The sequence below is a fragment of the Allokutzneria albata genome (genome assembly GCF_900103775.1).
GTDB lineage: Bacteria > Actinomycetota > Actinomycetes > Mycobacteriales > Pseudonocardiaceae > Allokutzneria > Allokutzneria albata.
In genome coordinates this window covers 7,754,638-7,767,594 of the sequence record NZ_LT629701.1, presented here as the reverse complement: position 1 = coordinate 7,767,594, position 12,957 = coordinate 7,754,638, and the positions used below count along the sequence as shown (strand labels likewise).

Sequence of the window (12,957 nt, the reverse complement as noted above, 5' to 3'; positions counted from 1 at the left end):
CAGACGGCTTAACGTCGATAAACGCTGCACACCCTGCGGAAGGACAGAGCATGTCCCGTGTCCCGATCCTGGGCATAGCCGTCGCGCTCGCCGTCTCCGGCGCGCTGCTGGCGCAGAACCCCGGAACCGTGCCGGTCGCCCAGACCGACACCCCGGTCGCCCACCAGCCTCAGGAACAGTACGTCTACCGCGTGAAGCAGGCGGTGAAGAACTCCGAGCGGCTGCTCGACCTCGGCTCCGACGTGCTCGAGGAGCGCGACGGGGACGACCTGTTCGTGCTCGGCGACAAGACCGAGGGCGAGCGCATCCGCGCGGCCGGCTTCACCACGACGATCGAGTCGGTGATGCCCGCGCCGAAGTGGGCGCCGCCGAAGGCCCAGCGCGACGCGGGCCCGATCACCCGCGCGGACATCGACGAGACCTACTACGGCGGCTACCGCACGGTGCGCGCCCACCACGCGCACCTGGACAAGGTGGCCGCGGACTTCCCGGCGCTGAGCAGCCTGGTGACCTACGGGCAGTCGTGGCGCAAGTCCACCGGCAAGGGCGGCTACGACCTCCGCGCGATCTGCCTGACGAAGAAGAACGCGGGCGACTGCGAGCAGAAGCCGAACTCGGCCAAGCCGCGCTTCTTCCTGATGGCGCAGATCCACGCGCGCGAGATCACCACGGGTGACATGGCGTGGCGGTGGATCGACCACCTGACGGCGAACTACGGCAAGGACGCCGAAGTCACCAGGCTCATGGACTCCACCGAGATGTGGGTCGTGCCGATCACGAACCCCGACGGCGTGGAGATCGTGCAGCAGGGCGGCAACTCGCCGAAGCTGCACCGCAAGAACGCCAACGACAGCAACGGCGCCTCGTGCGGGTTCGGCCAGATCGGCATCGACCTGAACCGCAACTCCAACACCCACTACGGCCAGAGCGGCACCTCGACCGACCCGTGCAGTGAGATCTACCGCGGGCCGAGCGCGTCCTCCGAGGTGGAGACGAAGGCGCTGGAGGGGCTGCTCGGCAAGATCTTCCCGGACACCAGGGGCGACGGCGACACCACGCCCGCCTCGGTGGACACCAAGGGCATGATGATCACGCTGCACAGCTACACCAACGGGATCATCTTCCCGTGGAGCCACAAGTCGGGCGCGGTGACCGGCAACGACGCCAAGATCCGCGCGATGGCCAAGGACATGGCGGGCATCACCGGCTACACCTACGGCACCGCGCCCGAGGTGGTCGGCTACGCGGCCTCTGGCGGCACCGACGACTGGGTGTACGACAAGCTCGGCGTTCCCGGCTACACCTTCGAGATCGGCGCGCGTTTCGGTTCGTGCAGCGGCTTCCTGCCGCAGTACTCCTGCCAGGACAGCACGCACTGGCCGAAGATCAAGCCGGCGCTGATGTACGCGGCGGGCAAGGCCGCTGCCCCGTACAAGTAAGTCCACTGTGGACTGATTGCTGGTTCGCGGGTCGGCGCGCCGGGCTCCCCCGGCGCGCCGACGCGTTTCCGCGCCGCGAGAGGACAGGGCGGGCTGCACCGGTTACCGCTACGGCACCGTGCCCGAGGTGCTCGGCGTCCTCCGGCTGCCGCGCCGAAGACCCGACCAGCTCTCATGTTCGCCACCACCAGGGCCGCCACCCCGTACCGGACCCCCTGAAATGATCTTCTGGTAACACGTACGTCGGGGGAACCGGCACAGGGAGGCCACGGTGCTCGCGAACCGCGCGCGTCAGTTCGTCGCGCGCCACCCACTCGTCCTGGATCTCCTCGCGCCCGCGTTGCTCACCGCGCTCGGCGTGCCGATGACGGCGGCGAAGTACGGCGGGGCCGTGCTGCCGTGGTTCTTCCAGTTCGTCCTCGTGCTGCCGCTGCTGTGGTGGCGCCGGGCGCCGGTGACGGTCTTCGCGGTCACCACCGCGGTGGTCGGCACCCAGTGGGCGCTGGGCGTCAGCGTCGTCGGCGAGCTGGCGGTGTACTTCGCCTACTGCAGCGTCATGCTGCGCCGCCCCTCCCGTGAGGCGCACATCGCCACCGCGGTGGTCGTCGTCGGCATCCTCGTGCAGTCGCTGTTCGGTGTCGTCGTCCCGCGCTTCCTCGGCATCCCGCCGGTCGGCATGGCCACGATGGCCGGGCTGATCGGCCTGACGCTGCGCAACCAGCGCGCTTATCGGGCGTCCATGCGGGAGCGCGAGGCCCGCCAGGCCGAGCTGGCCGTGGCGGCGGAGCGGACCCGCATCGCGAGGGAGATCCACGACATCGTCGCGCACAGCCTCGGCGTGATGATCTCCCTCGCCGACGGGGCGACCACCGTGGCGCGCGCCGACCCGCAGAAGGCGCTCGGGGCGATGGAGGCGGTGTCCAGCACGGGCCGCGGCGCGCTCGGCGAGCTCCGCCGGGTCCTCGGCGTTCTGCGCGCGGAGCACCAGCAGGACGACCAGTTCCCCCAGCCCGGGATCGAGGCGCTCGGCGAACTGGTGGAGAAGACCAGGACCGCGGGCCTACCGGTGACCTACACGCTGGAGGGCCACCCGGACGACATGCCCGCGAGCGCTCAGGTCGCGGTGTACCGCATCGTCCAGGAAGCGCTGACGAACACGATGAAGCACGCCGACGGCTGCGCCGCGGTGCGCGTGGAGGTCCGGCTCAGCGACTGCGGCGCCGAGATCGTCGTGTCCGACACCGGGGGAAAGGACCTCGTGCCTCGCCAGGCGAGCAGCGGCCACGGCCTGGTCGGGATGCGCGAGCGGGTCGCGGTGTTCGGTGGCTCGTTCTCGGCGGGGCCGCGCGAGGGCGGCGGCTGGCTGATGAGCGCCCGGGTGCCCGTCACCCGTGAGTCCCCGCCGCCTGCCGCGGAATGAGCAGATCGGCGAGCTCACCGAAGTTCGCGACGGAGATGTCCGAGACGGTGTCCGCCGCCCGGTCAGCCACCCGATGCGGTCCCTTCTCCCGCGGGCGCTCCACGAAGGCAGTCCCCAGTCCCGCCGCGCGAGCACCGTCGATGTCCCAGGCGTGCGCTGCCACCATCAGCGTCTCCTCCGGGTGCACACCGAGCAGTTCGGCGGTGGCCCGGTACGGCCGCGGATCTGGTTTGTACGCCTGGAAGAGCTCCGCCGACAGGATGCAGTCGAAGGGCAGGCCGGCCGACTCGATCAACGTGGTCAGCAACGCGAACCCGCCGTTGGACAGCGCCGCCAACACGTAGTGCTCCCGCAACCGCGAGAGCCCGTCGACCACATCGTCCCAGGCAGGCAACCGGTGCCACGCGAGCACCATCCGGCGGCGCGCCGCTTCGTCAGCCTCGACCCCTTGTGCCGCAAGGAGTTCGTCCAGGGCTTCACGGTGGAGCACGTCGAGGTTGGCCCACTCGCGATCCCCGCTGTTCACCCGTCGCAGCAGCGGCAGGTACCGCTCGCGCCAGGCGTCCGCCAGCTCCGGTCCCACCTCCGCGCTGACGCCGCTGAACCAGTCCACTGTGGTGCCGAAGATGTCGAACGCCAGCACCGAGTACCGCTTGGTCATCCCGTGACCTCCAGTCCGATCCACTCGTTCAGCCCCCTGCGGCCGTCCCGGGTCAGGCTGACCGCCCGGCTCGCCTCGTGCTGCCGCAGCCACCGCAACGCGAGGAACCGTGAAGCCAGCGCCGCGCCCAGGCTGCCCGCGACGTGGTTGCGCCGCTCGCTCCAGTCCATGCAGCGCCGGGCCAGCGGACGCGCGCGTCGCTCCAGGGATTCGAGCTCGACGCCGATCTCGGCCAGGGCAGCTCCGCCGACGCCGGTCACCCGGTAGCCGCGTTCGGTCTCCACCAGAAACCCGCGCGCCACAAGGGTTTCGCTCATCAAGACGCCGACGGTGCCCGCCAGGTGGTCGTAGCACATGCGAGCACGGCGGAGGTTGTCCCCGTTCCGCGCGGCGCGGAAGGAGTTCACCGCGCTCGGTGGCGCAAGCAGCAGCAGACCTTCGATCGCGTCCGCGACCGCGGTCGCCAGGCGGTACAGGCGCTGTCGCCCAACCGGCTCGACGACGAGCAGGCCGCCGTCGACCAGCTTGCGCAGATGCACGCTGGCCAACGACCTGGAGATCTTCGCGGCGTCGGCGAGCCCGGACGCGGACTGCGGGCGTCCACCGAGCAGGACGAGCAGCATCGCGGCCCGGTGGCGGTCCGCCAGCAAGGAGGCGATCCGTGCGAGGTCGGCATCACCGGGCATGCGCAGCGCCTTTCACGTCATCGGGACACCCCGAGACTAGGCACGAGACGGTTCAAGCGCGGTTGAACCGTCTCCTGCGACCATCACAGGAAGCTGGGCGCGACGCTCACCTGGACCCCGTCCAGCTCCCGTACGAAGTCCGCGCCGAACGCGGAGGACGGCGTGTGCGCCCCCGGTCGCACGATCCCCGACTCCAGCCGGTGCACCGCCCGCACCACCGCGTCGGCCGTCATGGGATACGGCCCGGGGCCGGTCAGCGTCGCCGAGACCGTCTCGCCGTCGGCTCCGGTGACCCTGCCCCACAGCTCGGAACGACTGCGCTGCAACACCTTCTCCGACGGACCCGACACGAACCGCTCCACGAGCGCGGTCGCGACCTGTTGCGCCGCAGGCAGTTTCATCAGCGCCGTACCCAGATCCTGGGCCAGCGCAGGCATTTTCGGCATGCGCACGTAGGTGCCGATCTCCTCGATCCCGGTCGAGCGGTGCGCCGTCACCAGGTCGCCCCAGGGGATCGGAACAGCCGAGGCGGTCCCGGACGGGAAGGGCACCTCGACGTTGTGCCCCGACCGAATCCGCCGCAGCCCCTCGGCCGTGCGCACGAACGTGCCCCGCCCGGCGGAGGCGATCACCGACTTGAGCGTGCCGGGGCTCGCCCCGCCGCTGATCGACAGCGCCAGCTCCAGCCGCCGCGCCCCGGGGAGTTCCGCCGCCAGCAACGCCGCGAGGCAGTCGGTCGGCACCACGTCGAACCCACTGCCCGGCAACAGCACGATCCCCGCGTCGGCCGCGTCCTCGTGGTAGGCGAAGACGTCCTCGAAGACCGCGATCTCGCCCGTGACGTCGAGGTAGTTCGTGCGCGCGTCCACGCACGCCTCCACCATCGGCACGGCGGTCGCGGAGAACGGCCCTGCGCAGTGCGCCACCGTGTCGACCTGGCTCAACGCCGCCCGCGTCGCCTCCCCGTCGGCGAGGTCGAAGATCCGGTACGGCAGGTCCAGCTCCGCGGCCAGCGGGGCGACGCGCTCCCGCGACCGGCCCGCCAGCGTCGGTTGTTCACCGCGCTCCACGGCCAGCTTCGCGACCAGCCGACCGGTGTAACCGTTGGCGCCGTACAGCATCCACGTCATGCGCCAAGAATGCCGCTCTGCCCGGCAATGCGCCAGGAGCGCGGCAGCCCCTCCCACCACGGGGAACTCGCCGGGGAGATCAGTGGTCGGCCCGCGGGTCGGCGGGGTCTCGCCCGGTGGTCCTGGCGGTGATCTGGGTACGGGAGTCGAGGCCGAGTTTGGCGAGGATGTGTTCGACGTGGGCGTCGACGGTGCGTTTGGCGATGCCCAGGCGGGCGGCGATCTCCCGGTTGGTCTGCCCGTCACCGACGAGTTCGGCGACCTGGCGTTCGCGTCGGGTCAGCGGCGCCCAACCGGTCGCGTCGGGGGACGGCTCCGGTCGTGGTTGTGGTGGGCTTTCGTCGACGGCGTAGGCGAGGGCGGCCTCCGGGTCGAGTGCCCGGCCGGCGTCGAAGGCCGCCTGGTAGGCGGTGTCCCCGAGGGCGGTGCGGGCCAGCCGTTCGCAGCCCCGGCGCGCGGCGAGCAGATCGGGGGAGCCCAGCTGCGGCAGGCCGAAGGTCTGCCAGACCTGGTGCGCGATGCCGAGCAGGCGGGCGGCGCGCTCGGCCTGACGCCGGGTCGCGGTGGCCACGGCCAGCTGGTCCAGGGTCATCGCGAGCCCGATGCGGTCGCCGAGCACGCGTTTGACCCGCACTGCGTCGCGCGCGTGGGCCACCGCCGTGGCGTGCTCGCCACGGCCGAGGGCCGCCAAGGAGTGGATGTAGTCGGCGTAGGAGCGCATCCACTGTTCGCCGTGCTGGTCGCACAACGCCCGGCACTGCTCGGCCACCGCCACCGCGCGGTCGAACTCGGCCGCCAAGGCCAGCGACATCGCCTGCAGGGTGAGGGCACAGATCAGTCCCATGCCGAGGTCACCGCCGTGCCGGTGCAGGTCGGAAGATCGCTGGCCCAGCACCACGGCCCGGGGCTGGTTGCCGGAGAGCATCTCCACTATCCCGGCGAGGTAGGCGAACCACCCTTCGGCGGCGGCGGTGATGGGCTCGCCCTGCTGCTGGGCCTGGGACCGGCACTGGTCGAGCAGAGCGGACGCCGCGGCGAAGTCGCTCTGGGCCACGGCCAGCCAGACGCGCACGCACAGCCCGGTGGTCCTGGCCGGACTCGGCTCGGGGTTCAGTGCCAGCGCGCGGTCGAGGTAGTGCCGGCCTTCCCGGACGAACCCGCACGCGATCCAGTAGAACCACAGCGCGCTGGCCAGTTCCAGTCCGACCTGGTGTTCTGCCCGGTCGCCGAGGCAGAAGTCCAGGGCCGCCCGCAGGTTGGCGTGCTCGCTGGTGAGCCGCGCGCGCCATGCCGGCTGTCGCGGACCGCACCAGTCGGCCTCGAACCGCTTGCCCATGCGCAGGTAGTAGTCGCGGTGCCGCCGCAGCAGCACCGCGCGTTCACCGGTCTGTTCCAGGCGTTCCTGGCCGTAGTCGCGGATGGTGTCCAGCAGCCTGCACCGGACTCCGTCGTGGTGTTCGTCACGGAGCAGGACCGACTTGTCCACCAACCCGGCCACCACCGCGGGCAGCTCACCGGCGGGCAGCCGGTCATCGGCGCACACCTCGGCGACCGCGGCGAGGTCGAAGCTGCCCGCGAAGACCGACACCCGCGCCCACAGCACCCGCTCCGCGGGCGAGCACAGCTCGAAACTCCAGTCGATGGCGGCCTGCAACGTCTCGTGCCGGTGGGCCACCCCGCCCCGCGCCCGGCCGGCCAGCAGGGCGAACCGGTCGTCGAGGCGGTCCAGGATCTCGTGCACTGACAACGCCCGCACCCGCACCGCCGCCAGCTCGATCGCCAGCGGAATGCCCTCCAGTCGCCCGCACAACCGGGTCACCGCCTCCCGGTTGTCCTCGGTCAGTGCGAACCCCCGGTGCGCCGCTTGGGCCCGCTCGACGAACAACTCCACCCCGTCGCTGACGCCGGACCACTCCCGCAGGGGTTCCACCGTCAGCGACGACATCGGGTACACCCGCTCCTCCGCGGCGCCCAGCGCCTGCCTGCTGGTCGCCAGCACCCGCAGCCCCGGGGCCGCCCGCAACAACCGCTCGACCAGCCGGGCGCAGGCCCCGATCAGGTGCTCGCAGGTGTCCAGCACCAGCAGCAGTTCCCGGCGCGCGAGGTGATCGGCCAAGACCTGTTCCATGGGCCGCGGCGTCGCATCGTCCTGCACCCCGAGCACCTCGGCCACCGCATAGGGCACCAGCTCCGCGTCCCGCAGTGCCGACAGCTCCACCCACCACACCCCGTCGGGGACACTGCGGCGCACCTCGGCGACCACCCGCAGCGCGATCCGGGTCTTGCCCACCCCACCGACCCCGGTGACCGTCACCAGCCGACAGGTCGTCAACAGCCGCTTCAGCTCGCTCCGCTCCCGGCGGCGATCCACGAAACTGGACACCTCAACCGGCAACACACCCGCATGCCTGGCCACGATCCCTCACCCGAGTACCCGCTGCAGTCACGCGCACCGCGATGCGGAACGTACCCCCGTGAACGCCGGCAGTGCGGTGCGCTCACCGACACCGCACGGACGGACCAGTCGAGCGGCACCGCCAGACGGACTACCGGATCGGTGCCATTGCTCGGCAACCACCCCGGCAACACCGGAAGAACCCGCATGTGGGCAAGCCAACGCTGCGCTCTCCAGGGAAAATGCGGTACAGCACTGCGCCTAATTCCCATAATTGAGGAACGGCGGAGAGGTTCGACGATGCCCACCCCGGCACGGTGGTCAGGATCGGTGAGTGCGTGGCGCACACGGCCTGGGTGCCACTGCTGTTGAACGAGTTCCGAGCCGACATATCGCTTGCTACATCAAGATATCCGCGAGCGTGAAGCGCTCATGTTCGTTTGTCCGCTTCCGGTCGAATAGCGAGGTTCGCATCCCACTCATGAGTCAGGAGCGCCACCTGATCGGCATACGGACCACGCCGTAGTGAAGGAAGCTGTTCTGCCACGTCATTTCGCTCTCGGGTACGGCCAGGCGGATCGAGGGCTACCTGCCCCGGTCTTTCACGAAGCGGAATCACGACTTGCGGGCGCTGACGTGTCAGATCGTCGCGTTCTGCGCACCACTACCGAAGACGTGCTGGATAGTGGCCGGTAGCGGCGCCCGTACACCGCGGGCAAGGACTCCCGAGACGAAGAAGGATTTCTCTCGCCTTTTTGCAGAACGTCCACACGGGGCTTCCCCGGAGACTTCTGGAGCAAATCGTCAACTCCCGGACGCTTACCGCATGACCGGGTGTTCGCCGGGAGCGTTCCGCTGCTTCAGGGACGAACATCGCAGTGCCCTACATAGACAGTCCTGTGTGGACAGTACTGCTCATGGCTGAATCGCGGGTCGCTGCTCACGCTGCTCGCGCACGCCGGTCCGGGCTCGCTTCCCGCACAGATGAGGAAGGGTGTCGCCCGCGCTGTCCAGTTTTTCAGCGTTTCCGCTGGTGGTGGGCGCAGCAGGTTTCGAACCTGCGACCCCTCGCTTGTAAGGCGAGTGCTCTCCCACTGAGCTATGCGCCCCTGCCCACGACGACCGGAACCCGGCCGCCGCGAGCGAGAGTACTGGGTGGGCCTAGGCGGTGACGACCGCCTTCACCGCCTGCTTCCAGCCGGACTGGTCACGGGCCTCGCCGGGCGCGTTGACCTCGGCGAAGCGGACGACGCCCTGCTTGTCGATGAGGAAGGTGCCGCGGAGGGCGAACCCGGCGCCGTCGTTGAACACGCCGTAGGCCTTGGCGACCTCGCCGTGCGGCCAGAAGTCCGACAGCAGCGGGAAGGTGTAGCCCTCCTTCTCCGCCCACGCCTTCAGCGAGAACGGGGTGTCCACGGACACTCCGAGGACCTGCACGTCGTCGTTCTGGTAGTCGGCGAGCTCGTCGCGCACCTGGCACAGCTCACCGGTGCAGATCCCGCTGAACGCGAACGGGTAGAAGACGAGCAGGACGTTCTTCCGACCGCGGAACGAGGACAGGGTGACCTGCTCCTTGTTCACGTCGGGCAGCGTGAAGTCCGGGGCCTCGTTACCGACCTCAAGCGACATCTCGGGCACTCTCCAGGGTCTAGGCTGCGCGCTCTCGTGCTGCGTGCAGCCTAGCCCCTGGGCGAGATCCGTCTCAGCGCTTGGACTTGGCCGAGCGCGAGGTGACCAGGCGGGTGCCCAGCCAGTCCTCGGCCGCGCTGATGTTCGAGGTCTGGGACAGGCCGGCCGTCTGCGCCGCCTCGGCGATGTCGGCGGGCTCGACGTGACCGGGACGGCCCTGCTTCGGTGTGAGCAGCCAGATCACTCCGTCGTCGGCCAGTGGGCTCATCGCGTCGACCAGATCGTCGGTGAGGTCGCCGTCGTCCTCTCGCCACCACATCAGCACGACGTCGATCACCTCCTGCGCGTCCTCGTCGAGCAGCTCGCTCCCGCAACGCTCCTCGACCTCGGCACGGAGGTCGTCATCGACGTCCTCGTCCCAGCCGAGTTCCTGGACGACAGCGCTCGGTTCGATCCCGAGCTTCTCGGCGACGCCGACCTTGCCGGCGTCTTCCGCGGCGACCACGGCTTCTCACTCCTCCAACTACGCCGAGGCGGCGACCCCTGGTGGACCGCCGCTCCTCGATGTGAAATCGGTCGCGGTTAGCGAACACTGGAGATGCCCGGTTCCGCAACCGCCCACACCGGGACACGCCGTAACGGTTCCGCACAGGCATGCCTCGATCGGTTGATTGACAGTTACCGATGAGTAGCACTCCCACGCGTGCGCGCACACGCGAGCGTGGGGGAGGATGGGCGAGCAACCACCAGGATCGAGTGAACACCACGAGCAGCAGGCGAGGAGAACCCTTGGCCCCGCACAACACCGGCACTTCCGGCGTGGGCGCCCCGGAGCGGGTGCGCGTCATCCGCGACGGACTGGCCGCCCACCTCCCGGACATCGACCCGGAGGAGACCGCCGAATGGCTTGAGTCCTTCGACTCAGTCCTCGAAGGCGCAGGTCAGCAGCGTGCGCGGTACCTGATGCTGCGTCTGCTGGAGCGGGCGAGGGAGAGCCACGTCGGCATCCCGTCGCTCACCAGCACCGACTACGTCAACACCATCCCCACCGAGCGCGAGCCGTGGTTCCCCGGCGACGAGGAGACCGAACGCCGCTACCGGGCGTGGATCCGCTGGAACGCCGCGATCATGGTGCACCGCGCGCAGCGCCCCGGAGTGGGTGTCGGCGGGCACATTTCCACCTACGGCTCCTCGGCCGCCCTCTACGAGGTCGGCTTCAACTGGTTCTTCCGTGGCAAGGATCACCCCGGCGGCGGCGACCAGGTCTTCATCCAGGGCCACGCCTCCCCCGGCATCTACGCCAGGGCGTTCCTGGAGGGCAGGCTCTCCGCGGAGCAGCTGGACGGCTTCCGCCAGGAGTTCTCCCACGGCGGGGCGGGGCGCGGGCTGCCGTCCTACCCGCACCCCCGGCTGATGCAGGACTTCTGGGAGTTCCCGACGGTGTCCATGGGCCTCGGCCCGATGAACGCCATCTACCAGGCTCGGTTCAACCGCTACCTGCACAACCGCGGCATTAAGGACACCTCGCAGCAGCGGGTGTGGGCCTTCCTCGGCGACGGCGAGATGGACGAGCCGGAGTCGCGCGGCCTGGTGCACGTCGCCGCGGCCGAGGGCCTGGACAACCTGACCTTCGTGATCAACTGCAACCTGCAGCGGCTCGACGGTCCGGTGCGCGGCAACGGCAAGATCATCCAGGAGCTGGAGTCGTTCTTCCGCGGCGCGGGCTGGAACGTCATCAAGGTAATCTGGGGCCGCGAGTGGGACGCGCTGCTGCACGCCGACAAGCAGGGCGCGCTGGTCAACCTGATGAACAGCACCCCCGACGGCGACTACCAGACCTACAAGGCCAACGACGGCGCCTACGTGCGTGAGCACTTCTTCGGCCGCGACCCGCGGACCAAGGAGCTGGTGCAGCCGCTGACCGACGAGGAGATCTGGAACCTCAAGCGCGGCGGCCACGACTACCGCAAGGTCTACGCGGCCTACAAGGCGGCCACCGAGAGCAACGGCCAGCCCACGGTGATCCTGGCGAAGACGATCAAGGGCTACGGGCTCGGCCCGCAGTTCGAGGCGCGCAACGCCACGCACCAGATGAAGAAGCTCAACGACCTCAAGCTCTTCCGCGACCTCCAGCGCATCCCGATCACCGACGAGGAGCTGGAGCGCGACCCGTACCTGCCGCCGTACTACCACCCCGGCAACGACGCTCCGGAGATCCAGTACCTGCTGGAGCGGCGCCGCCAGCTCGGCGGTTTCGCACCGGAGCGGCGGGTCAAGAGCACCCCGCTGGTGCTGCCCGGCGACAAGGTCTACGACGTGCTCAAGCGCGGGTCGGGCAAGCAGGAGGTCGCCACCACGATGGCGTTCGTCCGGCTGCTCAAGGACCTGGCCAAGGACCCGGAGATCGGGCCGAGGCTGGTGCCGATCATCCCGGACGAGGCGCGGACCTTCGGCGTGGACTCGATGTTCCCCACGCAGAAGATCTACAACCCGAACGGCCAGCTCTACACCTCGGTCGACGCCAAGCTGATGCTGTCCTACAAGGAGAGCGAGCAGGGCCAGATCCTGCACGAGGGCATCAACGAGGCCGGTTCGGTCGCGTCGTTCACCGCGGCGGGCACCTCCTACGCCACGCACGGCGAGCCGATGATCCCGGTCTACATCTTCTACTCGATGTTCGGGTTCCAGCGGACCGGTGACGCGTTCTGGGCCGCCGCCGACCAGATGGCGCGCGGTTTCGTGCTCGGCGCCACCGCGGGCCGCACCACGCTGACCGGTGAGGGCCTGCAGCACAACGACGGCCACTCGATCATGCTGGCGCACACCAACCCCGCGGTGGTGGCCTACGACCCGGCGTGGTCGTTCGAGGTGGCGCACATCGTCAAGGACGGTCTCCGCCGGATGTACGGCGAGAACGCCGAGTCGGTCATGTACTACCTGACGATCTACAACGAGCCGTACGTGCAGCCGGCCGAGCCAGCGGACCTGGACGTGGAGGGCCTGCTCAAGGGCCTCTACAAGTTCCGCTCCGCGCCCGGTGGCGAGGGCCCGCGGGCGCAGGTGCTCACCTCCGGTGTGGCGATGCCGTGGGCGCTCAAGGCGCAGGAGCTGCTCGCCGAGGAGTGGGGCGTGCAGGCCGACGTCTGGTCGGCGACCTCCTGGTCGGAGCTGCGCCGCGAGGCGGTGGAGGTCGACAAGCAGAACCTGCTGCAGCCGGACGTGCCGCCGCGCGTGCCGTACGTGAGCCGCGTGCTCGCGGACGCGCCCGGCCCCGTCGTGGCGGTGTCGGACTGGATGCGCGCGGTCCCGGACCTGATCCGGCCGTACGTGCCCGGCGAGATGGTCACCCTGGGCACCGACGGTTTCGGGTTCTCCGACACCCGCCCGGCGGCCCGCCGCCACTTCCTGGTCGACGCGGAGTCGATCGTGGTCGCCACGCTGGCCGCTCTGGCTCGGCGCGGCGAGGTGGAGCAGTCGAAGGTGGTCGAGGCGGCGCGCAAGTACCGCATCGACGACGTCCAGGCAGCCGGTCCGCAGACCTCGGACTCCGGCGTCGCCTGACGGTCAGCGCGGCAAAGGCGCCCCACCCTCGCGGTG

Annotated in this window: 9 protein-coding genes and 1 tRNA gene; 3 read left to right on the top strand and 7 right to left on the bottom strand. The window is 69.9% G+C overall.

Annotation, left to right across the window (positions count from 1 at the left end; genetic code table 11):
- Positions 1 to 50 precede the first annotated feature (50 nt).
- Positions 51 to 1,439: a M14 family zinc carboxypeptidase gene (locus BLT28_RS35605; RefSeq protein WP_030431147.1), complete on the top strand. Its 1,389-nt coding sequence runs from the start codon at positions 51 to 53 to the stop codon at positions 1,437 to 1,439.
- Positions 1,440 to 1,710: 271 nt separating this feature from the next.
- Entirely contained in the window at positions 1,711 to 2,859 is a 1,149-nt protein-coding gene (locus BLT28_RS35600) for a sensor histidine kinase (protein ID WP_052407640.1), read from the top strand.
- Here BLT28_RS35600 and BLT28_RS35595 read toward each other — a convergent pair.
- The 7 genes from BLT28_RS35595 to BLT28_RS35565 all read right to left on the bottom strand — a co-directional run bounded on the left by BLT28_RS35595 (position 2,825) and on the right by BLT28_RS35565 (position 9,865).
- Complete coding sequence (locus BLT28_RS35595; protein WP_030431145.1) at positions 2,825 to 3,520, bottom strand: haloacid dehalogenase type II; 696 nt, start codon at positions 3,518 to 3,520, stop codon at positions 2,825 to 2,827. The two genes, BLT28_RS35600 and BLT28_RS35595, sit on opposite strands and share 35 nt — an antisense overlap.
- Positions 3,517 to 4,206, bottom strand: a complete 690-nt coding sequence (locus tag BLT28_RS35590) for an ArsR/SmtB family transcription factor (RefSeq protein WP_052407639.1) — start codon at positions 4,204 to 4,206, stop codon at positions 3,517 to 3,519. Before BLT28_RS35590 ends, BLT28_RS35595 begins: the two co-directional genes overlap by 4 nt.
- 83 nt (positions 4,207 to 4,289) lie before the next feature.
- The gene (locus BLT28_RS35585) at positions 4,290 to 5,336 is read right to left on the bottom strand and encodes a saccharopine dehydrogenase family protein (protein WP_030431143.1); all 1,047 of its coding nucleotides are present in this window, start codon (positions 5,334 to 5,336) and stop codon (positions 4,290 to 4,292) included.
- Between the two features lie 79 nt (positions 5,337 to 5,415).
- A complete protein-coding gene (locus tag BLT28_RS35580) occupies positions 5,416 to 7,707 on the bottom strand; it encodes an ATP-binding protein (protein ID WP_052407652.1) in 2,292 nt (763 codons plus the stop codon).
- A 1,058-nt stretch (positions 7,708 to 8,765) separates the two neighbouring features.
- Positions 8,766 to 8,840 (bottom strand) — tRNA-Val (locus tag BLT28_RS35575).
- A 52-nt stretch (positions 8,841 to 8,892) separates the two neighbouring features.
- Positions 8,893 to 9,360: a peroxiredoxin gene (locus BLT28_RS35570; RefSeq protein ID WP_030431141.1), complete on the bottom strand. Its 468-nt coding sequence runs from the start codon at positions 9,358 to 9,360 to the stop codon at positions 8,893 to 8,895.
- 73 nt (positions 9,361 to 9,433) lie between these two features.
- Positions 9,434 to 9,865, bottom strand: a complete 432-nt coding sequence (locus BLT28_RS35565; protein WP_030431140.1) for a DUF3052 domain-containing protein — start codon at positions 9,863 to 9,865, stop codon at positions 9,434 to 9,436.
- Between the two features lie 284 nt (positions 9,866 to 10,149).
- Between BLT28_RS35565 and aceE the strand changes: the two genes are divergently transcribed.
- Complete coding sequence (gene aceE, locus BLT28_RS35560) at positions 10,150 to 12,921, top strand: pyruvate dehydrogenase (acetyl-transferring), homodimeric type (protein WP_030431139.1); 2,772 nt, start codon at positions 10,150 to 10,152, stop codon at positions 12,919 to 12,921.
- Positions 12,922 to 12,957 lie beyond the last annotated feature (36 nt).

Bases quoted from the DNA above. Each gene is read 5' to 3' on its own strand.
- BLT28_RS35595 (WP_030431145.1), bottom strand. From the start codon at position 3,520: ATGACCAAGCGGTACTCGGTGCTGGCGTTCGACATCTTCGGCACCACA.
- BLT28_RS35605 (WP_030431147.1), top strand. From the start codon at position 51: ATGTCCCGTGTCCCGATCCTGGGCATAGCCGTCGCGCTCGCCGTCTCC.
- BLT28_RS35570 (WP_030431141.1), bottom strand. From the start codon at position 9,360: ATGTCGCTTGAGGTCGGTAACGAGGCCCCGGACTTCACGCTGCCCGAC.
- BLT28_RS35590 (WP_052407639.1), bottom strand. From the start codon at position 4,206: ATGCCCGGTGATGCCGACCTCGCACGGATCGCCTCCTTGCTGGCGGAC.
- BLT28_RS35585 (WP_030431143.1), bottom strand. From the start codon at position 5,336: ATGACGTGGATGCTGTACGGCGCCAACGGTTACACCGGTCGGCTGGTC.